The following is a 24,297-nucleotide window of genomic DNA, read 5'->3' on the forward strand; positions in this document are numbered from 1 at the left end:
CTCTCAAGTTTATTGCCTCTTTTTCCGAAAAAGAGAAAAGAGCCATTGTTTTGGCTCTAGGCGAGAACAACTTGATTCCTACCAGAATTTTTGGCTTCATACAGAGCAATATCTGCTTGATGGAACAGCGCTTCTACACTCAGGTTTACATCCATTTCCCTGCTCCATTTCGCTAGTCCACACGAGATCGTGACCTGTGGAGACGTCTCCTGCTCGACGCATTCCCGTATGCGCTCTGCTACGGAATACGCGGTGTTTTTGTCCACACGAGGCAAATAAACAGCGAGTTCCTCTCCGCCCCATCTTGCTGCGATATCACTGTCTCGAAGGCTATGTCGAATCAGATTGGAGACCTGAATCAGCACCTCGTCCCCTACCTGATGGCCAAATGTATCATTCACGGTTTTAAAATAATCAATATCAATCAAGATCAACGAGCCATAGTTGTCTTTTTGTAAGGATCCTCTTACTCGTTCATTCAAATGTCTTCTCGTGTACAGACCTGTCAAATTATCCGTAATGACCATACGTTCCATTTCATTATGCAGGACGGCGTTGGTCATTGCCAAGCTCGCGTGCTGGCCAAATATTTCGAGGAGTTTGTAGTCGTCAAAACTAAAAAAATGATAACGGGAATCTGCGACTAACAGGACTCCACTAATCTCACCTTCGACAACAAGCGGAACCCCCATGAAGGAACAGCACGAAAAGAGCGAAAAAGGGAGCGGTCCTGCCCCTGGCTGAGCCAGCAACAATGCCTGCTTGTTTTGCAAGATTTGCTGAAATGGCTTTTCTTTCGAATCGATAACCTTGCCATTGAACGCTGGTATGGAGGAAGAGAGCACATGGAAGCAATCTTCTCCCGGCGTTTTTCGCAAAATGGCACAAAACTCCGCATCAAAGGTAGCCCGCATCATTGTCGTAACAAAATCGAGAATTTCCTTTAAATCAAGACTTCTGTTCAACTGGCGTGCCATCTCATTAATCAAACGCAATTCTCGAATTAAATTGCGCGATTGCTGATAGAGCTGAGCGTTTTCAAACGCAGTGCCAGCCGTATCCGCCAAGATCGAGATGTAGTCCTTTTCATGCTGATTCAAGGTAATTCTTTGATCGGAGGTCACTTGCAAAACTCCGTAGATGCCTTGCTTGCCCAAGAGTGGCGCTGCGATCACCGTGACCTGCTGCTCCCCTTCTCCCACTTCTTCGGCAATGAGACGTCCTTCTAAATAGGCCTTGGTACTGGTAGACGGCTCTACTTCTTGAAAAGAAAGCTGTTTAACCGGGGTGGTTGCATTGGGTTCAACCGTCAGGAAAAGCTCTGCCGACAAGTACGGATAAAGGCTGGGAATGCTCGTCACGATTTCATGCAAAACATCATTTACATCAATCGATGCCTGAATTTTTGACATCAACTGATACAATAAGTCTTTTTTGCTCGCTTCACGACGCAGGTCGTCCGACATGATCGAACGCCAAAGCGCACAGCTTGCCTTCGCGCCTATTTCCTGCAAAAAAGCCACATCCCGTTCGTCGTACACGCAATCTGTCTCTTCGGGTGGCAGATGCAAAAACAGTGCGTAGAGCGGAGTTTGATTCAAGGAGACAGGAACGACGACAAGCCTGTGGTCATCCGAAATAGAAGGCATGATTTGCGTCGTACCGAATCTCGAAACCAGTTGGGCAATGTGGGTTTGTCCACCTTCGACCTCCTGCGTTGTTACGCTCTCCTGCGGAATCAACGTGGCGTCGTCCGCGAGCTTCACGGCGGAACAATAGCCTTTTTGGATAATGTCACTGATCTGACTCGTCAAGCTTTGAAGCAGCTCTTTGGTCGTATCGTGCAGCGTCAAATCCATGACAATCTGGCTTGTTACGTGTTGAATATAAGCATCATATCCCATGCGAATCAACGGCTCTAACCCGCGCATGTAAGATGACAAATCGAAATGAATTTGGTCTTGGGGCACTAACATGCCTATGACAGCTCGAACCCTTCCATCTTCTTCACATAAAGGAACGGCTCCACACACGTTGTTCGTTTCACTGCTCGTTTTCACTACGATTTCTTTGGAGGAAAGTGCCTCTACAATAAAATCAAAGACTTTGCCAATCGATACATCGTGTTGCAGGGTAAGCCCTTGAGAATTCTGAGATGGACCAACCTGCATTTCCATGAAGTTGATTACACGGCCCCCGGAATCTGTCAAGAAAAGGATGCCTGGGCGCTTTTCCGGCCAAGATTGTAAGATAAAATGGGCCGTGTAGGAAAAGACTGTCTCTAACTTCCCCAACATTTTACTTGACACGAGAAACTCCCTCTCTCAGCATTTTCTCAAGCTTTCAAATGGTCTGTATCATTAACGGATAGAAGTTCCCACCTGCGATCTACATACCGAAACATGGTAATACCGGTATTATCGATACGTGTAATCCCCGTTCCTTGTTCTCCTACCGTCACATAATGCAAGAAGCTATTAATGAGACCGCCATGCGAGACAACGACAATCGCCTCACCCGGATGGCTCCCTGCTATTTCTGTCATGGCAGCAACAGCTCGACGCTGCATGTCTTCGAATGTCTCAATTCCACAGGAGGCTTCATCCTGATTCTCAAATCGCTCCCGTATTTCTTCATAGGTGAGCCCCTCCCACTCCCCATAGCAGCGCTCCCGCAAGGTTGTTCGCGTAGAAACAGAGGATTGGAAGTTACCAGCAATCTTGGCAGCCGTATCACGCGCGCGACTAAGATCACTCGAATAAAAAGCGTGAATCTTCTCGCCTCGCAACCTGTCTGCTACTTGCTCGGCTTGACGTACTCCGAGCTCGTTCAACGCGATGTCACTGTGGCCTTGTATACGACGAATCTGATTCCACTCCGTCTCTCCATGACGAATGAGATACATAATGGTTTCCAAAACGATTTATCTCCTTACCGTTCTGTATTCTTTGGATAGTATTTCTTATTATATAAGATGCCTGTTCACAATTCTAGATTGATAAAAAAACATTTGGTACAAAATTCCTATATTTCATTTCTTTCTGCAAATACCCAGGACTTTTTTTCGTAGGTTTGAACTGAAACGAACTTTCAATTCCCCTCGTCAGAGGTGATAAGAAGAATATGACATCGTTGGAGGGGTTCCTATGAAACCGTGGATCATTCGATCTAGCTCATTTGTTCTATCTGCCAGTCTTTTGCTACCTGTCGCACAAGCGCATGCACAATCACCTCATGTGAGTACCAGTAAAATGGCGACTTCTGTGGCACAAGCAGACTCTGTGGCACAAGCCAAAGCAAAGCTCTCCAAGGAAGCGGCCTTGGCACTCGCTACAAAAATTGTGCCTACCGCTGGGATGACGGTGCAAAATGTGTCATTTCGTTCAGCAGATAGCTGGCGCTCATTTCCTGAATGGTCGTTTAGTTGGGTGAAGAAGGATCCAGAAAACGGCAGAGTCCTTCTATCCTATAGCGTCAGTATCCACGCTAATACAGGCGAGCTGACTTCCTACTCACGTCAAGAGCAGGAAGCATCCTCGCTTCCCTATGCAAAGCGAATTTCCTATACGGAGGCGCAAGAGCAGGCGAAGCACTTTTTCGAGAAAAACAATGCAGGAAAAGCAGCGGAAACAAGACTGTATACACGCGATATGCCAGAACCAAAAACTCCGCTGAACTCGGAAGTTTACTATAATTTCCGCTTTGTTCGTGAAGTGGACGGCATTCTCTTTCCCGACAACGGCGCGGATATCACCGTAGATGCTTCCGGCAAAGTGATTAACTATTCTCTGTCCTGGAACGACGTGACCTTCGCGGATACGGATACAAAAATCTCAGAAGAAGAAGCCGAGAAACTTTTTAAAGAGCAAGCGAATCCAAAACCAGTTTACCTGCTGCCGTGGGAGCAGATGGAGACACAAAATAACAAGCCATCTCTCGGGTATATAAATCCCTTCCCATTCTACATTGATGCGGAGACTGGCAAAGCATTGACACAATCGTTGACCCCCTATCAACCAGCAAAAGACCCTGAGCCTGTAAGCAGCAAAGTCCTTCCTGCACGCCGCAGCGGACAACCGCTCTCCCAAGAGGAGGCTGTACAATGGGCATTGAAAGCGTTGAAGCTGTCCAACTACGAGCTTCGTTCTGCCAATTACAATGAAAAAGACTACCGTGGCAATCGTCCTGTCTGGGATCTCGAATTCGGCGAAAAAGGCAACAGCGAAGAAGGGTTTGCTTATGTTTCTGTGGATGCTGTAACCGGGGACATCTACCGGTTGAACAAGGACTTCCGCAACCATAAAGAAAAAACAACCGCTTCTAAAAAACCAGACATGGAAAAACTCAAGGCAAAAGCGATGGAAACAATACGCGAATTGGCGCCAACCATGGCCCACCAGCTTTACTGGACAGAGCGTTTTGAAGAGGAAATCCAAAACCAACCCGTTGATTCCGAGCGGACGCAGATCCGATTTGAGCGTTTTATCAATGGAATAGCAGCAGCTAGCGGCTCTGCCTTCTTCACGTTTGACACAGAAACGGGCGAGCTGATGAGTTACAGTACTGAATTGGGCAGCGAAACATACCCGACACAAGTTCCCAAGCACCTGCCTGCTGCCGAAGCGAGCGAGAAGTGGTGGACCGAGACAAAAGCGGAGGCAGTATACGCCCTCGCCCCTCTTACTCCTGAGGATGCCAAGCGCGTAAAAGAGCAGCCTTCCTATACACCGAAACGAACCGCCAAGATCGTTTATCGGGCGACCATTACGCCATTTGAGCAGCCGTATTACCTTGACGCTGTAACAGGCGAGTGGAGCTCCAGCTCTACTGGCAAAACGCTTGTGCTGCATCGTCCCACTCCTGCCGATTTGAAGGGGCATCCAGCAGAGAAGGAACTCTCGCTGATGTATGAATACGATGCACTAACGCTTGAAAACGGCAATATTATGCCGCAAAAACCGATCACACGTGGTGAAATGATTGAGATGCTCATGATCAGTCTCAACCAAGGCAGACACTATCCACAGTACTCTATGGAACGAAAGGCCACCTATAGCGATGTAGCAAATGGTTCGCGCTTCTTCTCAGCAGTAGAAGGCGCTGTTGATCGCGGACTTCTGGATAAAAATGCTTCTAAGCTGAACCCAAATGAGACGATTACGCGCGAAGAGCTCGCTGATATGATTGTTCGTGCACTCGGTTACAAAAAACTGACGGACTTCCCTGGCATGTTCCAGTCCGAGCTCTCAGACATTGCCAATTCCAAGTACCGCGGTTCGATCGTTATCGCGACTACTCTCGGTATTGTGCCGACCGATAAGCAGAAATTCCAGCCGCAAAGCCTCGTCCCCCGTGCCGATGCAGCCATTACCTTTACCCGTTTCCTCGAAAAACGGGATACGCAAGACGGACCGGTTACTTTGTTGCGAAAATAAAACCCAAAAAGCGCCATCCATCCCACTTCTTGCGGCGGATGGCGCGCTTCTTTTCCCTTGACTTTACTATATCGCGCCTAGTATTATTGAATGTATGTGTACAGGGTAGCATTGATTGTAGGTAAAAACGGAAGGATGTACCCTCTTAGTTCCCTCCCTTTACAGACTGCGGCTGATCATCTGTGAGGAGCACGATGCGGAAACGCTACCGTCCGAAGTTCGTGTAGATAAAGTAGGAACTAACCTGCCGGAAGTAAACACCTGCGAATCCATATTAAAGGAGAATGAAAACATGTCACGTTACACAGGACCTCGCCACAAACTGGCTCGCCGTCTGGGTATTTCCCTCGATGGTACAGGAAAAGACATCAAACGCAACTTCCCTCCAGGTCAACACGGTCACAACAACCGTCGTAAACTGAGCGAGTACGGAATCCAGTTGCAAGAAAAGCAAAAACTGCGCCACATGTTTGGCCTTAACGAAAAACAATTCCGCCGCACTTTCGACAATGCTAGCAAAATGGCTGGCGTAGTGGGCGAAAACTTCATGAAATTGCTGGAATCCCGTCTGGACAACCTGGTATACCGCATGGGCTTTGCTCCAACTCGCCCAGCTGCTCGTCAGTTGGTAAACCATGGTCACTTCCTGGTAAACGGCAAAAAAGTAAACATCCCATCCTACCGCGTACAACCGGGTGATGTAATCTCCATTCGTGAAAAGTCCCGTGGTCTGCAACTGATCAAGGACGCTCTGGAAAGCCGCACTTTCCTGCCGAACTACGTTACATTCAACGATGCTGCTGCTGAAGGTACCTTCACTCGTCTGCCAGACCGTGAAGAAATGCCAGCTGAAATCAACGAAGTTCTGATCGTTGAGTTCTACAGCCGTTAATCGTCTGAGGATAAAAAGAAAAAGAGTAGTGCCGCTTGTCGGCCTGCTCTTTTTTTATGTATTTGCTTTATGCCACGCTTTCGCCCGCGCAAAAAATTTCGAAGGATGAGGTTGTCATTCCACAGAGCTCCCTTATAAGAGACGACATGAGCATTAATGGAGTGCTGACCTCTTTTTCGAAAATACAGCCTTCCAACGATTCCTGCTTCCCCTAGGAATTCATACCCACACTCCTGAATCTTGCCAATCACGACCTTGCATCCTCGACCAGTTTTCTGTGAAGCCTTCGAGATGAATCGGCTCGTCTATATTCATTTGTCTCCTCCTATGAAATCTATTTTCTGATCCAACCCTGTAAGCTTAACAATGTCTGTGAAACGCAATCAATCATCTGTCGTTGACAGCATTCAACGATTTTTGACACATTTTGCTATCTCCTACGCATTTTCTATCCTCTAGGTTCCTCGTATGGTATAATCAGGGGGTATGCTAGGGGGTCGTAGATTATGTCGAATAACCACACATCTTCCTCTGAACCGACGAAGAAAAAGCGACGCAGAAGCCGCAGTAGAACGTTCTGGATCATCTTCCAAATCGTCTTCGTGCTAGGGCTAATGGGAGCTGCAGTCGCGGGAGGAATCGTGACAGGTTATGTTGCCGCACTCGTGAAGGACGAGCCTGTGCGCAGCAAGGAGGAACTGGAGAATAAAATCTTCACCAACTATCTGACTGGATTCGCCTACTACAACGACGGCTCTCTTATCGGCCAATTAAGGGCAGAAGAAGGCGATCGACGTTTAGTGAAGAAAGCAGACGTTTCTCCCTATTTAATTAATGCCATCATCGCAACGGAAGACAAAACCTACTATCACCACTCCGGAGTTTCGCTTCAATCTACCATGCGCGGAGCCATTCAGGAAATTACCAACCAGCCTGTCGTAACAGGTGGTAGTACGATTACACAGCAGCTTGTAAAAAATACAATCCTTTCTGCTGAAGTTAGCCACACCCGTAAGGCACGTGAAATCTTTACCGCGATTCGAATCGAGCGGATGTTTTCCAAAGATCAGATTCTGGAAGCCTACATGAATGAAATTTACTTCGGAAAAAACGCCAACGGGTCAAACGTATACGGCGTTCAGGCTGCCGCGAAAGGGATTTTTGGCAAAGATGTAAAAGAGCTCGGGCTTGCTGAGGGCTCCTATCTTGCGGGCATGATTCAAAACCCGGGTGCCTACTCTCCATTCCGTGCAGAAAGCTATCAGCGCGGGAAGGAACGCCAAAAAATGGTGCTGGATCGCATGCTGGAAAATGGCTACATCACACAAACTCAATACGATGGAGCTATCGCCGGTGATTTGAAGACACAGCTAGCAAAACCGACGCAGCAAGCTTATCGAGAAGTACCTTTCTTGATGATGGAAATTGAAGATCGTGCCGCACGTCAACTTGTGGATGCAGACCTCTTGGAAAAAGGACGTGACAAATCAACCATCGGCCGCAACGAATACCGACAGCTGGTTGAAGAGAAACGTCGCGACATACTGCGAAAAGGGTACAAGATACATACCACGATCGACAAGAGCGTATATGACATCATGCAGGCTGTTGCAACTGACCCGAAAAACTTCGGTAAGAATCGTACCTATACGATTCGTCGCTCTAACGGCAAAACAGAAAAAATCGAAAATGCTCTGGAAGAAGTCGGCGCAATGCTGATTCACAACAAAACAGGAGCCATCCTCGGCATGATCGGAGGACGGGACTTCACGGTGGAACAGACAAACCACGCCACTGTCCCTCGTCAGCCTGGTTCTGCCATGAAGCCACTTGCCGCTTATGCTCCTGCTTTTGAACTGGGATTGCTCCAGCCAGCGTCTCCAATCGATGACGCTCCGGTGCTACTCGCTGACGGCCAGAACGGTTCCCATTTACCAAAGAACTGGAACAACAAATGGCAAGGGATGATGAGTGCCCGCGAAGCGCTGCGGATGTCCTGGAACATTCCGGCGATCAAGACGTATTTGAAAGTTGGCATTCCAACGGCTCTCGAATACGTAAAGAAAATGGGAATCACTACATTGGTAGATGCTGACAACTATGCAGCAACTGGTGTAATTGGCGGTCTTACCTACGGAACAACTGTTGAGGAAATTACAAACGCCTATGGGACATTCGCAAATCATGGTTCTTTCGTGGATGCCTATCTGATTGACCGAATTGAAGATAGCACCGGAAAAGTAATTTACCGCCATGAGACTAAACCAGTGCAAGTGTACAGCGAGCAAACAGCATACTTGATCACTGATATGATGCGTTCCGTTGTCAATAACGGTACAGGTACACGCATCCGCAAATACGTGCCGCGCAAAGTCGATGTGGCAGGTAAAACCGGAACAACGAACAACAGCAACGACCTCTATTTCGTCGGTTACACGCCAGAGCTGTCCATGGGGGTATGGGTTGGCTTTGACGAGCCATATCCAATGCCAGACGCAGACAAATATGTTCCGATGGTCGTATGGGGTAAGGTCATGAAGGACGTCATAGCAAAGCATCCGAACCTTTCACCTCCTGACTCCAGCTTTAAAAAGCCGGCGGGAATTGTCAGCGCGACTGTTGACTCGAAATCAGGTCTTTTGCCAAGTGAGCTATCAAAAGAAGCTGGCCATTTGATCACTGATATATTCAACAGCAAGTTCGTTCCGAAGAAGGTGGACGATACCCACCAAAAAGCACGCGTTATTACGTATAATGGCGAACGATATTTGGCGAAGGAAGGAACACCTGAGGATTTTGTTACCGAAGGCGTCTTCTACCGCTCACCTGATCCACTTCCTACCAAGGAGCAAATTCAAGCGAAAAACAGTAGGGTCTCCACCCAACCACCAGATTGGGAGCAGCGCCTTCCTGAAAAAGAAGATCCTCGAACAGAGGCAGGAGGAGCGCCATCTTCGCCAAGTGGTGTAACAGCTACAGGCTCAGGTAAGCAAATCACGCTTTCCTGGCAATCAGCCAAAGAAGCTGACTTGGTCGGTTATCGCATCTACCGTGCTGATATGCAGAACGGCTTTGTCAAAGTAGCGACTGTGAAAGATCCAGCGGAATTGACTTTTGCCGATACGACTGCAATCCATCGGGATTTAGGCTATTATGTCACTTCTGTGGATATCGCTGGCCATGAATCGCAGCCTTCCGCAATCGCTTCTGTCGGTTCAACGCAGACATGGCAATTGCCTGATCCAAATCAAGGTACGGAAACAGGCATCCCGAATCCGATGGACAATAACGGGAATGGCCAAACAGATCCAGGCGGAACTGCGACGGACCCAACAGATGGATCAGGAGGCACGAATACAAATACAGATTCTGCTTCACCACCTGCTGCTCCGAAATCCTTGTCTATCAAAAATACGCCTAACGGTTGGCAGCTAAAGTGGAAAGGAAGCAGCTCGTCTGAGCAGATGTACAACGTGTATTTTAGCCCAGACTCAGCAAGCGGCTATTTGCTACTCGGTACAGTCTCTAATACAAGCTTTACTCACGCTGCAGAAGTACCGAATGGCAGCAACTATTACGTTACAGCAGTCAACAGTTACGGAGAATCGCCACATTCTAACATCGTAACTGCCAACACCTCAGAATAAACTGGAATGACAACTGACAGAGATGGTTAGACGCCATCTCTGTTTTTCTACAATCGTAAGGGGGGGAACTGATGGAGCACGTCAAACGCTATCATTCATTGAGTTTAATGGTGAACAACAAGGAGCTGCTCGTCGAAGGACCGATTACAGGAAGTTATCTGGCCTCATTACGCTTTGATGAGGGACTGAAAGCTTTTCGTATCCCTGAACAGCAGCATGAAGCTCTCATCGAAATCGCTGATTTGCCTGAAGGGCGCATTATCATTGCACGCGAAGGAGACCTCATCCTCGGCTACGTGACCTTTCTGCACCCCGATCCACTGGAGCGATGGTCACAAGCCCAACTGCCCGATTTGCTGGAGCTGGGCGCGATTGAAATCAGTCACAAAGTGAGAGCGGGTGGCGTAGGCAAAAAGCTACTGGAAGTTGCCTTCCTGGACGATGCCATGGAAGACTACGTCATTATTACAACGGAGTATTATTGGCATTGGGACCTGAAAGGAACAGGACTCGATGTATGGCAATACAGAAAGGTCATGGAAAAGGTCATGGGCAGCGCAGGCCTGAGCTGGATGGCTACCGACGACCCGGAAATATGCTCACATCCCGCCAACTGTCTCATGGCCAAAGTCGGTAAGCGTGTACCCCCAGAAACAGTCGTTGCCTTTGATGCTATGCGATTTCAAAATCGTTTTCTTTACTAGTTTGGATGCCTTTTGATTCCAGGAGGTCACTCTTATGCGTATTGAAGAGATTATGCGAAAAAAAATGGTCACGATCCAGCCATCCACTACAATCGGAGAAGCGCTTCTTCTCCTCCGTGCAAACAGAATCAGGCATTTGCCTGTCATTGAAAACGACTCACTCGTAGGCATTGTTTCAGACCGTGATCTACGAGACGCTCTCCCCTCTCGTCTGCTGACACATGACGATGACGACACCGTCCTGCACAAGCCTGTAGCCGATATCATGAATCAACAAGTCATCACTGCCCACCCACTTGATTTCATCGAAGACGCAGCCCTCCAACTATACGAGCACAAAATCGGCTCACTACCCATCGTCGAAGGAAATCGACTCGTAGGATTGATTACGGAATCGGATCTTTTCTCTAGCCTGATTGAACTATTCGGCGTTAACAAACCTAGCTCCCATATCGAAGTAGAAGTAGACGACCGCGTCGGCATGCTAGCAGAAGTCAGTCAAGTCTTTCGCGATGCACAAGTAAATGTCACGAGCGTCGTAGTCTTTCCCGGGAAAAAGCCCGCGAAAAAGAACCTTGTTTTTCGGGTACAGACCATTGATCCGCGTATCGTGACGCAATTGCTCCTTGAAAAAGGCTTTTCCGTAATCGGCCCTACGGAAGGAGGGATACCCCAGTGAGCCGAAATGCTCGTCTGATCTACTCTCCAGACTACACGCAATATTATTTTCATGATGATCATCCGTTCAACCAGCGTCGTCTGCTCCTCACACACGATCTGATGAGCAGTTACGGAATACTGAAAGACGCAGACATCCTGGCACCCCGCCCAGCAACCGATGAAGAACTCGCCCTGGTGCATGACCCACGCTATATCCAATTTGTTCGCGATCAGGGCCATAGTGAACACGAGCTTCCGCAGGCAGCCAGTTATGGTTTAGGAACAGAGGACGTTCCCTGTTTTTCGAACATGCATGAAGCGTCCTCGCTGATCGTCGGAGGTACGTTAAATGCAGTGGACGCGGTTATGAGTGGACAGGCCGAACACGCCTTCAATCCCGCCGGCGGACTGCACCATGCCTTTCGTGGACGTGCCTCTGGCTTTTGTATCTACAATGATTGCTCCGTCGCGATCGCTTATTTGCGAAAAAACTGGAATGCGCGCGTGCTGTATATCGACACAGATGCCCATCATGGAGATGGGGTACAATGGGCGTTTTACGATGACCCTCATGTACTGACTGTATCCATTCACGAAACAGGAAAGTATCTCTTCCCAGGAACAGGCAATTTGTCGGAGCGTGGAGATGGAAGCGGTTATGGTTATTCTGTCAACGTTCCGCTCGATGCCTTTACGGAAGACGATTCTTTTCTGGAAGTATATGACGAGCTGGTGTCAAAGCTAGCGGCTGGCTTCAAGCCTGATGTCATCCTGACCCAAAATGGTTGTGACGCTCATGCGTACGATCCCCTCACCCATTTGTCTTGCTCGATGAAAATTTATCAAGCGATTCCTCGTCTTGCTCACCGTCTCGCTCATGAATATTGTGACGGTCGCTGGATTGCGGTAGGCGGCGGGGGCTATGATATTTGGCGGGTGGTGCCGCGGGCGTGGACTCTGGTATGGAGTGAGATGAGCGACCAGCCGCTTACGGACGGGGCTCTTCCCGAAGCCTGGCTCAAGCGCTGGCAACCTGAGACGGATTTACCCTTGCCACCACGGCTTTTTGACGAACCATTCCCAACAATCCCACGACGAGCAGAGATCACGGAAAAAAATCGGCTTACGTTAGAACGTGCGATGTTGCACGCACCTACTGGATCAGAGAAGTAAGAAAACCTCTATCGAAAAAAAGCGTCCTGCCCTCGTACCTTTGGGTACTGGTCAGCACGCTTTTTCTATTCCAAACTCTTATTTCACTAGCTCTTCCAGCTCAGACGGTGCAAAGCCTTTTACCGCTTTGTCGCCTACGACTGTTACAGGCACACCCATGAAGCCAAAGCGCTCTACTTCCTCTTGATAGGCACGACTCGTCATGACATCGCGCACTTCAAAGGAAACACCTTTTGCTGTCAGCCAGTTCTTAACCATGTCACAATCCACACAGTTTTTCGTCGAGTAGACAATCACTCCCGCAGCTGTCGCTGCTTGTGTAGCTGTCAGCATGTTACGGACAATCGCGTAGGAGCGCTTGGAAGCCAGCTTGGTAAATTCTACGAAGTTTACATGCGCGGAGCCGTCTGCTTTATCCGACATCGAGCGAACCACGACAAACGGCACGCCATTCATCGCACATACTTGTCCTACAGATGCCCCTTCCATTTCGGTGCAGTGTGCTGCAAATTGCTCATACAGCCATTGAACCTTTTCCCGACTGGCAACGAATTGGTCGCCAGACAGGATACGACCGCTCACTACTTGAACTCCCGCTTCCAGCTCCTTGCCCGCATCGATCGCTTGCTGCATCAGCCCAGCATCTGCTTGCCATGTCCATTGCTCTGTAAACGGAATCTGTCCTGGCTCAAAGCCAAGTGGTGTCACATCGATATCATGTTGGATGCAATCCGTCGAAACCACAATGTCACCAATATTTAATTCAGGGTGAACGGCTCCTGCCACACCTGTGAAAATGACACGTTCCACTTGGAATGAATCAATGAGGATTTGCGTCGTCACGGCAGCATTCACCTTGCCGACACCTGATTTGCACAGCACGACATCCTTGCCTTCCATTTTACCTGTGTAATAGGTAATGCCTGCTTTGGTGGCAGTAGTCGTCTCTTGCATCGCTTCCAAGTAAAGCGCGATTTCTTCATCCATCGCGCCGATAATTCCGTAACGCATTTCCCATCCCCCTCTTGCTGTTAATTCCTACGTCCCTTTTCGATCAAGCTTGCTCGGGTTTTGTGCTCTCCCGATACTCAATTCGATGCGGCAGCAGCACGACATGTTCTTCGACATTCTCGTTATTCATGTACTTGGTCAACAGGCGCATCGCCACCGCGCCAATATCATACATGGGCTGTACGACAGAAGTCAGTCGCGGACGCACCATTTCAACCAGACGAATATTATCGTGACCAATCACTTCGATGTCACCTGGCACGTTCAAGCCAGAGTCTTGAATGGCGTGGATTGCGCCAATAGCCATCTCATCATTCGCTGCGAAAATCGCCGTCGGCGGATTTTTAAGGGCAAGAAACCCTTTTGTAGTGGACAAGCCCGATTCATAAAAGTAGTTGCCTGTGGCAATCAGCTCTTCATCCAGCTCGATACCGGCATCCTTCAACGCCTTTTTATAGCCTTCATAGCGCATTAACCCTGCCAATGGATCGTTTGCAGGACCCGCGATCATCGCAATGCGCTTGTGCCCGCGTGCAACCAATGCCTCCGTTGCATCATATGCGGCTTGGAAATGGTCAATGCTAACCGACGGGAGTACGTTGTCTGCATCACGAGTCGCAGCGAGTACAGTCGGTACAGACGTGCTTGTTAATGCCTGCAAATGATCTTCTTTGATTTCTGCCCCCAGGAACAGAAGCCCGTCCACTTGCTTTTCAAGCAAAGTATTAATGAGCTGCAATTCCTTTTCCATCCGTTGGTCAGAGTTACACAGAATGATATTGTATTTGTACATGGTAGCGATATCTTCAATCCCCCGCGCTAATTCGGAGAAAAACAAACTGGAGATATCCGGGATGATGACACCAACTGTTGTCGTTTTTTTGCTGGCGAGTCCACGAGCAACCGCATTTGGTCGATATCCCAAGCGCTCAATCGCAGCCAATACCTTTTTTCGGGTCAAAGGCTTTACGTTGGGATTCCCGTTGACTACGCGGGAAACTGTCGCCATCGACACCCCCGCTTCTCTTGCTACGTCGTATATAGTAACCGGCATCATGCACCCTCACTTTTCCCTATTTTTTGGTTTTCATAAGCGTTTTCATAAATATATGCACCTATGATACGACAAGCCGTATGCCGTTGCAATCGTTTTTGACGGCTTGTGCACCCGTTACTTCATGAGTTTGTTCATCGTTTTCAAAAGCTCATCAATCACTTCATGATCGCCTTGCTGAATGCGATCCATCACACAGCTTTTCATATGTCCTTCGAGGAGCATTTTCCCAACCGCATTCAGTGCTGACTGCACAGCTGCAATTTGATTGAGAATGTCGTCGCAGTAGACATCCTTTTCTACCATTCCACGAATTCCGCGAACTTGTCCCTCTACCCGATTCAGACGGGAGATGAGATTAGACTTGATTTTATCAGGCCTTTCAGTGGACCGATCCGTCGAGCAGCATTGATGGTTGTCTTCCATATGGCCTATCCTCCTTCACCAATATCAGCACGTAATTCTAGCTTACTTGGTCGCCAATGGTTCGTCAAATGAGAAAGGTCCTCCCGCGCGCAGGAAGGACCCTCAAAACGTACCCGAAAGGTATTCTTATACTCTCGTTGCCACATTCTCGTCTTTGTACAGACCAGAAGCAAGCAGTTCATCAACGAATTCGTTGAACTGTGGAATGTTCAACTGTTGCTTCGCATCAGACAGTGCCACATCTGGATCTGGGTGAACCTCTACCATGATTCCGTCAGAACCGACTGCGAAGCCTGCTTTTGCGCAAGGCAAGAGTAGATCACGACGACCTGTAGAGTGCGTCACGTCTACAAACACTGGCAAGTGCGTCTCTTGCTTGAGGAGTGGTACCGCAGAAATATCGAGCGTATTGCGTGTCGCTTTTTCATACGTGCGAATTCCACGCTCGCACAGCATGACTTGTGAGTTCCCTTCGGACAGGATGTACTCTGCCGCGTAGATGAACTCTTCAATCGTAGCAGAGAGGCCACGCTTCAAGAGGATCGGCTTGTTCACACGACCTGCCGCCTTCAGCAGCTCGAAGTTTTGCATATTGCGAGCACCGATTTGGATAACATCGATGTATTTGGTCGCCATCTCTAGATCTGCTGGCGTCACGATTTCACTGATCGTTACGAGGTTGAACTCATCCCCGATGCGTTTGAGAATTTGCAAGCCTTCTTCACCCAGACCCTGGAAGTCGTATGGCGAGGTACGAGGCTTGTACGCACCGCCGCGCAATGTGCGCAGTCCGCGTTTTGCGTGGTTTTCTGCTACGGCTCTTACTTGCTCATAGCTTTCCACGGAGCAAGGACCTGCGATCAGAATCGGATTTTTCCCTCCGAACTCTACGCCTTTTACCGTGATAACCGTATCCTCTGCCTTTTTCTTACGGCTAACGAGGAGAACTTTTTTCTTATCGTCGTCTTGCAGATCTAAGGAAACTTGGAATATTTGCTTGAACAAATGACGAATTGCATTGTCATTGAAAGGACCTTTATTGTTTTCCACGAGCAGATTGAGCATTTGGCGCTCACGTTCTGGGTCAAAACGGTTGCTGCCCTGTTTTTCTTTTTCTTTGCCGAGCTCTTGAACCAAGGTAGCTCGTTTGTTGATCAATTCAAGAATTTGCAGGTTGATCTCGTCTATCTGCTTGCGCATGGTTTCGATTTGATCGTGTGCCATCTCTCTCCACTCTCCTCTTTTTATATGGGGATTTATCGATAAATTAGGGTAATTATAATCGATTCAAAGACCCTTGTCAGCAGTTTAGCGCCAAAAAGCGCGAAAGTAAATTTTTTCTGTTTTTTTATCTTTTCCAATTATTCGTCAAAACGAAGAAGATTCCTTGATTCGACAGGATTCTTTCCCTTTTAAATCGAATAGTTTTGGATATATGTTCTAGCTAAAATCGATTGTTCCTTTCCGATACAGACCAAAATTACCGATAATTATTGTAAAGACTTCATGAACAACCTCTTACAAGGAGTGACCTACTTTTGTCTGACATCACAGCCCCTGAGCTTATTTTTTCATTAGATATTGGAACGCGCAGCGTCGTCGGCCTGATCGTGGAAACGACCGGCGAGCAGTACCGCGTATTGGACTGCGCCATTCGAGAGCACGATGAACGCTCTATGCTCGATGGGCAAATTCACGATATTGTCGCCGTAGCTAAGGTGATTCAACAAATAAAAGAAGAGCTGGAGGGGAAATACGGCAAGCTGCATCAGGTAGCGGTCGCTGCTGCCGGTCGGTCATTGCGGACCCGCCGCGTGCGTGTGGATATGCCCTTAGCCAGACATGCCTTCATCTCGCGTGAAGATGTTGTCGCTTTGGAGTTTTCCGCTGTACAGGAGGCCCAAGCCGCATTAGCCCAGGAGCTAAAGGACCAAGACGTCACCCGCTATTATTGCGTGGGTTACAGCGTCGTCCATTACCATCTGGATGAAGAGTTAATCGGGAGTCTGATTGATCAGCGGGGTGACGTAGCAAGCGCAGATGTGATCGCCACTTTCCTTCCACGCGTGGTTGTCGACTCGCTGATCGCTGCTCTGAAACGATGCGATCTGGAAATGCAGGCATTGACGCTTGAGCCGATTGCGGCCATTAATGTCCTGATTCCTGTGACGATGCGCCGACTGAATATCGCTTTGGTCGACATTGGAGCAGGTACTTCTGACGTAGCGCTGACTGAGGAAGGGGCCATTACCGCTTACGGCATGGTTCCTATTGCAGGCGATGAAATCACGGATGCGCTCATGAACGCCTTTCTCATGGATTTTCCGATGGCAGAAGAAGTGAAGCGTCTCTTATCCACTGAGGAGTCCGTCACCTTCACTGACATTCTCGGCATGGAGCATACGATGAGCGCTGCCGAGGTAACCAGTGCGATTGAAGCAGACATCCAGCAGCTCGCTGATAAAATTGCCTTCAAAATATTGGAGCTCAACGGAAAAGCTCCGCAAGCGGTCATGCTGATCGGCGGTGGCAGCCTCACCCCTGGACTTACTGGAAAAGTCGCTCAGGTCTTGAATATTCCTGCCGCTCGTGTTGCCGTTAGAGGCGGCGATGCGATTAAACAATACGTTGGAGACAATCCTGGGCTCAGTGGACCTGAGTTTGTAACGCCAGTCGGCATTGCTGTTGCTGCTCGACGTCATCCATTGCGCTATGTAACGGTTACAGTCAATGACACTCCTGTGCGCATATTCGACTTGCGAAAAATGACGTTGGGTGATGCGCTCATTGCATCCGGACTGGATATCCGCCGTCTGTATGGTCGCCCCGGATTGGCGATGACCGTCACCGTAAACGGACGGATGAAAATGATTCCAGGTGGTCATGGTACAGCGCCAGTGATTCAGCGCAACGGGGAGGGCGTCAGTCTCGACACGCCAATCAATGACGGGGACCAAATCACCGTAGTGGCTGGTACAAATGGCGAGGATGCACGCGTGTTTGCCAAAGATTTATTCGATGAGCTGGACACGCTTGAAGTGATTTGCAATGATCGTCCCTACTCGCTCGGTCCAGTCGTACATGTTAATAAAGCGACTGCTACTCTCGATACGTTGATCACAGATCGTGCCGAGGTGGACATCCGCCTTCCTCGCACTGTCTATGAAGTACTGGAGCTCGCCGAACTGAAAACGTCAGCGGAATCAGGCTTGCGCTTTTCTGTGAACGGACAAGATTATTCGATTCCGTCCCGTGTCGAGGTGATCGAGCTGAACGGAAGACCAGTAGCCTTGACAGATATCATCCGGCAAGGTGATGTCCTCGTCTATCGACTGGATGAAATCCCCGCCCCTTCTATACAAGATGTCATCCCCTTGGAAGAATGGGTACAGGAGACAATGATCGTCCACTTCAATGGTGAACGGGTCGTATTGCCTGTCGCACAGGTAACGATTACGGTACACGGAAAAGCGGCGAATGCCTCTGATCCTGTGAGCGAAGGTGCCGACATCACAGTAAAGTCCTCACCTGCTTCAACACCTGTGTTTAGCGATGTCTTCCGTTTCGTTGATGTTTCCTTGGAAAAGCCCGACCGTGAGAGTATCTCTGGATTTGTGATGCTCGTCAACGGCGAACAAGCCAATTTCCAGACAGAATTGAAAAGTGGAGACAAGTTGGAGCTATTCTGGGAATAGTTTTTCCATTGCTCTTTTTTTCCATGCAAAAAGCCGGTTTCACCTCGCTTATCGGGTGTCCCGGCTTTTTGATTACACGTTGAGTGCCTGGCTAATCGCGTCTTTTGTAATTTTCCAGTGAGATGTGTGCCACTTTACTTCTCCGTCTTCTAGCAAAAAGATTTGTGGGGATTCGTGCTTGATGGAAAAGCGATCCGCAACGGCGTTGGAGACAGGGCGATCTTCCCGTACCAGAATGACTGCAGATTCCACTTGATTGTCCTGCAAATACGTTTGAAACTCTTCATAGGCAGACGTACTGATCGGGCAGATCGTGCTATGCTTAAACAAAAGCTTTTTCCCATTTTTCGCTACGAACTCATCCAGTTCTTCTATGGAGTGAAGCTGTTTCTGTGACATGTTCATCTCTCCTTATCTCATGTGCCTACCAGTATACATAAGTCCAAGCAGCAAAGTCTACATTTGCGGTGCCGTGGAGAAATGAAAAAAGAGATACCTATCTTCTAGGCATCTCCTTTATCCTTATACCATGATTTTCGTTAGACGTTCGCGTAGCTCCAGCATCCATTTTTCATCGCCAAGGGACTGCGCCAACAAAAACAGATCCAATAGCTCGTTGACTTTTTCACCAAGTAGTTCTCTTACGGTCGAATTCTCCTTCTCATTAGCAATCAATACCAATAAGTTGGATAACTCTGACATTTCTTCGAATTCGATTGCCTGACGCTGCGGATGTTGGCCCAGTTCCTCCATGAGTGACTTCAAATCATCCTTAATCACATCTACCACTTGGGAATGGTCACAGTCTTCGTCCACGCAGACTTGTACAGGTACATTCATGATTTTAACTCGTTTCCGGTACACGACGTTGCGCAGCTCGATCTCCATTTCGTTCCCGCAGCGGTTGCATCTCTTTTGCAAAATGTTCACCCCTACCTATCTATGTATGTCTCTCATAACTATTCGAGGAGCGTCCTTTCAATCCTGCTAGAGAGCAGGTGGTACTTGGTGGATATAGAGTCAGATATAGACTAGAGATCACATAGTGGAGGAGAAGAAAAAGCACAGTTCTCTTCGACTCTGACACGCACGCAAGGGGGAGCTTTTTTGGCATATCGGTACCTTACTAAAACTTGAAAGAAAAAAGACGGTGCCAACAATCGGCATCGTCTTTCTTTTAACGATCAAAACTTCAATTTCACGCATAGATCGCGTTTACTTTTTCACAATGCGGACAAACAGCGACTTTCCCCGCTTTTCCGTCTTCGTCTTCTACACGGTAGCCAGTAATTTGCTCGGAGAAACAGAAGAGACATTCTGTATTGAAGTCCATATCGTACTGCGCTTTCCACACAATGGATTTAAAGTCTTCTCCAACATTAATCGTAATTTGGACCAGATCATGCTGTAGGCTCGATAATGATCTTTGCATCACATAAACATCCTTTCATACTTGCAAAGTCTTTTGGTATCCTCTAGCTTTTCCTGCTTTTCAGAATAATAAACATCAAATTTCTCAAAAATGGGCGGATGCCCGGTTCGGTCCTATGCGATCACCCATATGTTGTAGATGTAAGCACAAGAGGCTTAACACATATATGAGGAGGATGTTTATTCGATGAGCGGCATCTTTAATGGAGAATTCGACGGCTTCACTCTGGTTTTGATTCTTTTCATCCTGCTGGTTATTATCGGGTGCAGCTGCGATTAATCTTTCTTCCCCGAAGATATAGCCATATTCAGCAGGCCGTTGCATATACATGAAGTACCGAATCCTTCAAGTGCGTTTCCTCCGCAAGCTACCCTCGACAGTGGGTAGCTTTTTTCTGTTTGAGTTGTGTACAATTGACAAGAATGATATGGAAAGTGAGGGATCCCCTTCCTATGAAAGATCCACGAATTGAAAAACTAGCTGACGTCCTCGTCAATTATTCAGTGACTGTCAAGCCTGGTGAAAACGTTTTAATTTACTCTATTGGCAACGTTACCGATCTGACGAAAGCCGTTATTGCCAAGGTATACGAAGCTGGAGGAAATCCGTTTGTCCAATTGATTGACCAATCCGTTCAGCGTGAGCTCTTGATGGGTGCCAACGAAACACAATTGGGCATCATGCGTGAAGCAGATGTGGCTTTCATGAAACAAATGGATTGCTACATTGGCATCCGCGGCGGCGACAACATTAGTGAGCTCTCTGATGTACCTGGAGACAAAATGCAGCTGCATTCCAAGCTGCTAGCGCGTCCTGTACTGGACATTCGCGTACCGCATACCAAATGGGTCGTGCTTCGCTATCCAAATGCATCCATGGCTCAGTTGGCTAATATGAGCACCGCTGCTTTCGAAGATTTCTATTTCAAAGTGTGCACACTTGATTACGGCAAAATGGATAAAGCCATGGACAGCTTGGTCGAGCTGATGGAGAAAACCGACAAGGTACGTATCGTAGGGCCAGGCACTGATCTGACCTTCTCCATCAAAGATATTCCGGCAATCAAATGTGCTGGTGAAGCCAACATCCCTGACGGAGAAGTATTCACTGCCCCTGTCCGTGATTCCGTCAACGGTACGATCGCGTACAACACGCCATCTCCTTACCAAGGCTTTACATACGACAATATCAAGCTGACCTTCAAGGATGGCAAAATCGTCGAAGCAACTGCAAACGATACAGAGAAGATCAATGAAATCTTTGATACGGATGAAGGTGCCAGATTTGTAGGGGAGTTTGCGATTGGTGTGAATCCGTACATCCAAAACCCGATGAAAGACATCCTCTTCGACGAAAAAATCGACGGAAGCTTCCACTTCACGCCAGGACAGGCCTATGATGAAGCGTTTAATGGAAATAAATCCTCCATTCACTGGGACTTGGTTATGATTCAACGTCCTGAGTGGGGCGGTGGAGAAATTTGGTTTGACGATCGCCTGATCCGCAAAGACGGACGTTTCGTTGTACCAGAGCTCGAATGCCTCAATCCAGAAAACCTGAAATAAATAAAAGAAGCGAAGGGCTCATTGTTCACAAGACATGAGCCCTTCGCTTTATTGCTAAACGGAATAAGCTGGTTGTTTCAACAAGGAAGTCATTTTTTGTTCCATAAAGGAAATCGTTGACTCCAGATGATGAATGGTATACTCCCAGCAAAAGCGTTGATATTCGTCAAAATTTACTTCCAGCTTTTTATAAGAGGCCTTACTTTGTTGGAGCAATTGACGTTGCGTATCTAAGCAGCCCTCTAGCAAATCCTTTTGTTCGTCGATCGTGCGGCCCTTGCCGAAGAAAATCTTAACCAGCATGTCTGAACGCAATACTGGCGGCAAGATAGGCGTCTGGATTTCTTGGCGGAACGATTGTTTTCCGGCTTCTGTAATTCGGTACAAAATCTTGTTCGGCTTGCCAGACTGAATGATTTCTTGCTTCGTTACGAAGCCTTCTTCCTCCAGTTTGCGCAATGCTGGATAAATAGCACCAAAGCTAGCGTCATAAAAGAATCCAATACTGTTTGTAAACGCTTGCTTAATATCGTAGCCACTCATTTCCCCATAGCTCAAGAAACCCAGTATGATCGTTTTAACATCCATCTCTTCGCATCCTCCGTTACCGTTCTTTTTCTCTCTCTCTAGCGGCTAGGACTTAGCCTTTATGTTCGAAATATTCTTTAACTACATGTTATTATAAATGCATTTAAATAATTATACCAATGCTATTTCTTTATCATATCAATCAAAATTAATGATATAACCATACACTCGACTAGAAATTGGGCGTCCCTTCCCTCTCCCCTCCCCATAAGATGATACATACCTATCTGCTGTAGGGGGAGAGATCGGTGAAAAGTAAAAAATGGTCCCAATATACGCGGGTAAAGTACCCTGTGAGCAGCAGCAGTCTGCACCCATTCAATTTCTTCGTTCCCATTGTCGAGCGAGTTCAAGAAGGAGTAGTCTCCATCGTAACCGAGGATGCTCCCCATTCCAAAGACGTGGATTCGTTAATTCGCAGCCTCATTGATCATGAAGATAATTCTCCACCCATGGAACGAAGCTTTGGCTCCGGATTTCTTTTTCATCCGAAAGGGTATATCTTGACGAGCGAGCATGTCATCGGCAAATCCAAAAACATTTTCGTGAAGCTATATAACGGTAGAGTGTTTGAAGCCAAACGCATTATAGCTGATCGAGTCCGGGATTACGCCGTCATCAAAATTGATGCAGACTGCAAGCTATACCCGCTGCCACTAGGCAACTCCTCTCATACAAAAGTAGGAGAATGGGTCATCAGCGTCGGTTCTCCATCTGTATTCAAAGAGACAAAAAACGAGCCTTGTTCCGGGCCAAATACAGCGCAAATTGAACAGGACGGGCTATCGCCTTTTTGTATAGAGCCATGTCACCCATCTGGCGAAAAACCTCCCTCCCCGGCTTGGGGTTCACTTCGATTAACCACGCGCGTCCGTCCACATCTACCCCAATGTCCAGCCCGAATTCCATCATGCGGCCGAAATAGTCCTCGAGCGTGTTTGCTACATCAAAAGCAAGTCGATAACACTCCTGTTTGATCAGCTCTCCACGCTCCTCGCCAAATCGCCTTGACATTAACCATTCAAAGGGAATCGCTTTGCCTCCTCCATGCAAATTGGAAGTAGCACTGCCCTTCTCCCCCATGCGTATTGCGCACCCTGTCACCGTCCACTCCCCACGCTCGTCCTTTTGGATCAATAACCGTACATCGACGACATGCTTGCGTAGCAGTCCCAGGTCCAAGCCTTGCTGCACCAGGAAATTGCCATCGCGAATGCGCTGCTCCTCTACCCACGTTTTGACCCATTTTTCCACGCCTTCCACCGTATCAATTCGAGCTACATGATGCTTATGCTTTTTGTCACGTCCAGAGAGGCTATAATCCTTGCCGCTGCTCTTCACTCTGAGAATGCTTCTTCCTCCGGTGCCATTGCCTGGTTTGACATAGACGAGCCCATGGCGTGCGAGCATGTTTCGGACCTTGCCTTTTTCGTAAACATGCGTCTCCGGAATCCAGCGTTTGACGCGGTCATCAGAAGCGAGCAGATTCGTCACTCTCCATTTTTTACTGAACGGACTGTTTGCAAAGAAAAGCAGATCGCTATTTCGCAGCCGGATATACTCCTTTACCCTGCGTCGGTACCGATCGATGACAACTTCTGGCCAAGGGAACGATTTACTCATCCAGCCCCCGTTCGGTTTGGGGATGAAGCCTTTGATCTTTCTGGCGGACACATTGACGTCCTGATGCGAAAACAGGTAGATTTCTGCGCCCAGCTTTTGCCCTGTTTGAACCAGCTTTCGCAAATAGGCTGGTTCCTCAAAGCGTAACCCCTCCCGCCAGGTTAAAATGCCGATTACCCGTTTTGGAAGCATCGCAACACCCTCTTCGCTTCTTTTCTTTCGCGATTAGTGTATGTGTGGACTCCTAATAGGGAAACATTTGTCCATGAAAACGGGCTTAACCTCTCAGGCATTGATAAAGTGTCATTCCAGTTTTTCGTTACTTACTTTTTTCAAGCTAATCTGTTAGAATAAAGGGCAACAATAATGCTGCTAGATAGAGGTGACGCCGA

At 48.0% G+C, this 24,297-nt stretch carries 21 protein-coding genes and 1 pseudogene; 10 read left to right on the top strand and 12 right to left on the bottom strand.

Annotated elements, in window-relative coordinates; genetic code table 11:
* Nucleotides 1-56 precede the first annotated feature (56 nt).
* Both ACUUHJ_RS22505 and ACUUHJ_RS22510 read right to left on the bottom strand, forming a co-directional pair.
* The gene (locus ACUUHJ_RS22505; RefSeq protein ID WP_472301228.1) at nt 57-2,297 is read right to left on the bottom strand and encodes a sensor domain-containing diguanylate cyclase; all 2,241 of its coding nucleotides are present in this window, start codon (nt 2,295-2,297) and stop codon (nt 57-59) included.
* A 38-nt stretch (nt 2,298-2,335) separates the two neighbouring features.
* Entirely contained in the window at nt 2,336-2,917 is a 582-nt protein-coding gene (locus ACUUHJ_RS22510; RefSeq protein WP_199928117.1) for a histidine phosphatase family protein, read from the bottom strand.
* Nucleotides 2,918-3,146: 229 nt separating this feature from the next.
* Here ACUUHJ_RS22510 and ACUUHJ_RS22515 point away from each other — a divergent pair, with 229 nt between their 5' ends.
* Complete coding sequence (locus ACUUHJ_RS22515) at nt 3,147-5,435, top strand: S-layer homology domain-containing protein (RefSeq protein WP_289673882.1); 2,289 nt, start codon at nt 3,147-3,149, stop codon at nt 5,433-5,435.
* Between the two features lie 292 nt (nt 5,436-5,727).
* Nucleotides 5,728-6,327, top strand: coding sequence for a 30S ribosomal protein S4 (rpsD, locus tag ACUUHJ_RS22520; RefSeq protein ID WP_016742106.1), 600 nt, complete (start codon nt 5,728-5,730; stop codon nt 6,325-6,327).
* Here rpsD and ACUUHJ_RS22525 read toward each other — a convergent pair.
* Nucleotides 6,324-6,578: a GrpB family protein gene (locus tag ACUUHJ_RS22525; RefSeq protein ID WP_472299985.1), complete on the bottom strand. Its 255-nt coding sequence runs from the start codon at nt 6,576-6,578 to the stop codon at nt 6,324-6,326. The two genes, rpsD and ACUUHJ_RS22525, sit on opposite strands and share 4 nt — an antisense overlap.
* Nucleotides 6,579-6,833: 255 nt before the next feature.
* Between ACUUHJ_RS22525 and ACUUHJ_RS22530 the strand changes: the two genes are divergently transcribed.
* The 4 genes from ACUUHJ_RS22530 to ACUUHJ_RS22545 all read left to right on the top strand — a co-directional run bounded on the left by ACUUHJ_RS22530 (nt 6,834) and on the right by ACUUHJ_RS22545 (nt 12,511).
* Nucleotides 6,834-9,974 (top strand): transglycosylase domain-containing protein, encoded by a 3,141-nt coding sequence (locus ACUUHJ_RS22530; protein ID WP_472299986.1) that lies wholly within the window; start codon nt 6,834-6,836, stop codon nt 9,972-9,974.
* Nucleotides 9,975-10,045: 71 nt separating this feature from the next.
* A complete protein-coding gene (locus tag ACUUHJ_RS22535; RefSeq protein WP_472299987.1) occupies nt 10,046-10,678 on the top strand; it encodes an N-acetyltransferase in 633 nt (210 codons plus the stop codon).
* Between the two features lie 34 nt (nt 10,679-10,712).
* Nucleotides 10,713-11,357 (top strand): CBS and ACT domain-containing protein, encoded by a 645-nt coding sequence (locus ACUUHJ_RS22540; protein ID WP_015892408.1) that lies wholly within the window; start codon nt 10,713-10,715, stop codon nt 11,355-11,357.
* On the top strand, nt 11,354-12,511 hold the full coding sequence (locus tag ACUUHJ_RS22545) for an acetoin utilization protein AcuC (RefSeq protein ID WP_199928120.1): 1,158 nt from the start codon (nt 11,354-11,356) through the stop codon (nt 12,509-12,511). Before ACUUHJ_RS22540 ends, ACUUHJ_RS22545 begins: the two co-directional genes overlap by 4 nt.
* A gap of 78 nt (nt 12,512-12,589) precedes the next feature.
* Here the strand turns inward: ACUUHJ_RS22545 and ACUUHJ_RS22550 are convergent, their stop codons facing one another.
* The 4 genes from ACUUHJ_RS22550 to ACUUHJ_RS22565 form a co-directional block, all read right to left on the bottom strand.
* Nucleotides 12,590-13,522, bottom strand: a complete 933-nt coding sequence (locus ACUUHJ_RS22550; protein WP_472299988.1) for a 5'-methylthioadenosine/adenosylhomocysteine nucleosidase — start codon at nt 13,520-13,522, stop codon at nt 12,590-12,592.
* Between the two features lie 43 nt (nt 13,523-13,565).
* The gene (ccpA, locus tag ACUUHJ_RS22555; RefSeq protein ID WP_015892411.1) at nt 13,566-14,576 is read right to left on the bottom strand and encodes a catabolite control protein A; all 1,011 of its coding nucleotides are present in this window, start codon (nt 14,574-14,576) and stop codon (nt 13,566-13,568) included.
* A gap of 117 nt (nt 14,577-14,693) precedes the next feature.
* Nucleotides 14,694-15,002, bottom strand: a complete 309-nt coding sequence (locus ACUUHJ_RS22560) for a metal-sensitive transcriptional regulator (RefSeq protein ID WP_007720961.1) — start codon at nt 15,000-15,002, stop codon at nt 14,694-14,696.
* Between the two features lie 126 nt (nt 15,003-15,128).
* Complete coding sequence (locus tag ACUUHJ_RS22565; protein ID WP_015892412.1) at nt 15,129-16,226, bottom strand: bifunctional 3-deoxy-7-phosphoheptulonate synthase/chorismate mutase; 1,098 nt, start codon at nt 16,224-16,226, stop codon at nt 15,129-15,131.
* A gap of 314 nt (nt 16,227-16,540) precedes the next feature.
* Between ACUUHJ_RS22565 and ACUUHJ_RS22570 the strand changes: the two genes are divergently transcribed.
* Nucleotides 16,541-18,697 carry a cell division protein FtsA gene (locus tag ACUUHJ_RS22570; protein ID WP_472299989.1) on the top strand — a complete coding sequence of 719 codons (2,157 nt, stop codon included), beginning with the start codon at nt 16,541-16,543 and terminating at the stop codon, nt 18,695-18,697.
* 72 nt (nt 18,698-18,769) lie between these two features.
* On the opposite strand, the gene ytxJ is transcribed toward ACUUHJ_RS22570, so the two are convergent.
* The 3 genes from ytxJ to ACUUHJ_RS22585 form a co-directional block, all read right to left on the bottom strand.
* Nucleotides 18,770-19,096: a bacillithiol system redox-active protein YtxJ gene (gene ytxJ, locus ACUUHJ_RS22575; protein WP_015892414.1), complete on the bottom strand. Its 327-nt coding sequence runs from the start codon at nt 19,094-19,096 to the stop codon at nt 18,770-18,772.
* 123 nt (nt 19,097-19,219) lie between these two features.
* Complete coding sequence (locus ACUUHJ_RS22580; RefSeq protein ID WP_289673888.1) at nt 19,220-19,618, bottom strand: hypothetical protein; 399 nt, start codon at nt 19,616-19,618, stop codon at nt 19,220-19,222.
* A gap of 277 nt (nt 19,619-19,895) precedes the next feature.
* Nucleotides 19,896-20,129 carry a hypothetical protein gene (locus tag ACUUHJ_RS22585; RefSeq protein ID WP_015892416.1) on the bottom strand — a complete coding sequence of 78 codons (234 nt, stop codon included), beginning with the start codon at nt 20,127-20,129 and terminating at the stop codon, nt 19,896-19,898.
* A gap of 186 nt (nt 20,130-20,315) precedes the next feature.
* On the opposite strand from ACUUHJ_RS22585, the gene ACUUHJ_RS22590 reads away from it, so the two are divergent.
* Nucleotides 20,316-20,408 (top strand): YjcZ family sporulation protein, encoded by a 93-nt coding sequence (locus ACUUHJ_RS22590; RefSeq protein ID WP_017250455.1) that lies wholly within the window; start codon nt 20,316-20,318, stop codon nt 20,406-20,408.
* A gap of 173 nt (nt 20,409-20,581) precedes the next feature.
* A complete protein-coding gene (locus tag ACUUHJ_RS22595; protein ID WP_015892417.1) occupies nt 20,582-21,694 on the top strand; it encodes an aminopeptidase in 1,113 nt (370 codons plus the stop codon).
* Nucleotides 21,695-21,748: 54 nt separating this feature from the next.
* Here the strand turns inward: ACUUHJ_RS22595 and ACUUHJ_RS22600 are convergent, their stop codons facing one another.
* Nucleotides 21,749-22,282 (bottom strand): PadR family transcriptional regulator, encoded by a 534-nt coding sequence (locus ACUUHJ_RS22600; protein WP_015892418.1) that lies wholly within the window; start codon nt 22,280-22,282, stop codon nt 21,749-21,751.
* 452 nt (nt 22,283-22,734) lie between these two features.
* On the opposite strand from ACUUHJ_RS22600, the pseudogene ACUUHJ_RS22605 reads away from it, so the two are divergent.
* A pseudogene (locus tag ACUUHJ_RS22605) lies at nt 22,735-22,938 on the top strand (trypsin-like peptidase domain-containing protein); the annotation flags it as partial.
* Nucleotides 22,939-23,002: 64 nt separating this feature from the next.
* Here ACUUHJ_RS22605 and ACUUHJ_RS22610 read toward each other — a convergent pair.
* Complete coding sequence (locus ACUUHJ_RS22610) at nt 23,003-24,097, bottom strand: YheC/YheD family endospore coat-associated protein (protein ID WP_472299990.1); 1,095 nt, start codon at nt 24,095-24,097, stop codon at nt 23,003-23,005.
* Nucleotides 24,098-24,297 lie beyond the last annotated feature (200 nt).

This window comes from Brevibacillus schisleri, assembly GCF_055685845.1.

Bases quoted from the DNA above. Each gene is read 5' to 3' on its own strand.
- ACUUHJ_RS22505 (WP_472301228.1), bottom strand. From the start codon at position 2,297: ATGTTGGGGAAGTTAGAGACAGTCTTTTCCTACACGGCCCATTTTATC.
- ACUUHJ_RS22515 (WP_289673882.1), top strand. From the start codon at position 3,147: ATGAAACCGTGGATCATTCGATCTAGCTCATTTGTTCTATCTGCCAGT.
- rpsD (WP_016742106.1), top strand. From the start codon at position 5,728: ATGTCACGTTACACAGGACCTCGCCACAAACTGGCTCGCCGTCTGGGT.
- ACUUHJ_RS22530 (WP_472299986.1), top strand. From the start codon at position 6,834: ATGTCGAATAACCACACATCTTCCTCTGAACCGACGAAGAAAAAGCGA.
- ACUUHJ_RS22535 (WP_472299987.1), top strand. From the start codon at position 10,046: ATGGAGCACGTCAAACGCTATCATTCATTGAGTTTAATGGTGAACAAC.
- ACUUHJ_RS22540 (WP_015892408.1), top strand. From the start codon at position 10,713: ATGCGTATTGAAGAGATTATGCGAAAAAAAATGGTCACGATCCAGCCA.
- ACUUHJ_RS22550 (WP_472299988.1), bottom strand. From the start codon at position 13,522: ATGCGTTACGGAATTATCGGCGCGATGGATGAAGAAATCGCGCTTTAC.
- ccpA (WP_015892411.1), bottom strand. From the start codon at position 14,576: ATGCCGGTTACTATATACGACGTAGCAAGAGAAGCGGGGGTGTCGATG.
- ACUUHJ_RS22560 (WP_007720961.1), bottom strand. From the start codon at position 15,002: ATGGAAGACAACCATCAATGCTGCTCGACGGATCGGTCCACTGAAAGG.
- ACUUHJ_RS22565 (WP_015892412.1), bottom strand. From the start codon at position 16,226: ATGGCACACGATCAAATCGAAACCATGCGCAAGCAGATAGACGAGATC.
- ytxJ (WP_015892414.1), bottom strand. From the start codon at position 19,096: ATGTCACAGAAACAGCTTCACTCCATAGAAGAACTGGATGAGTTCGTA.
- ACUUHJ_RS22585 (WP_015892416.1), bottom strand. From the start codon at position 20,129: ATGCAAAGATCATTATCGAGCCTACAGCATGATCTGGTCCAAATTACG.
- ACUUHJ_RS22590 (WP_017250455.1), top strand. From the start codon at position 20,316: ATGAGCGGCATCTTTAATGGAGAATTCGACGGCTTCACTCTGGTTTTG.
- ACUUHJ_RS22595 (WP_015892417.1), top strand. From the start codon at position 20,582: ATGAAAGATCCACGAATTGAAAAACTAGCTGACGTCCTCGTCAATTAT.
- ACUUHJ_RS22600 (WP_015892418.1), bottom strand. From the start codon at position 22,282: ATGGATGTTAAAACGATCATACTGGGTTTCTTGAGCTATGGGGAAATG.
- ACUUHJ_RS22610 (WP_472299990.1), bottom strand. From the start codon at position 24,097: ATGCTTCCAAAACGGGTAATCGGCATTTTAACCTGGCGGGAGGGGTTA.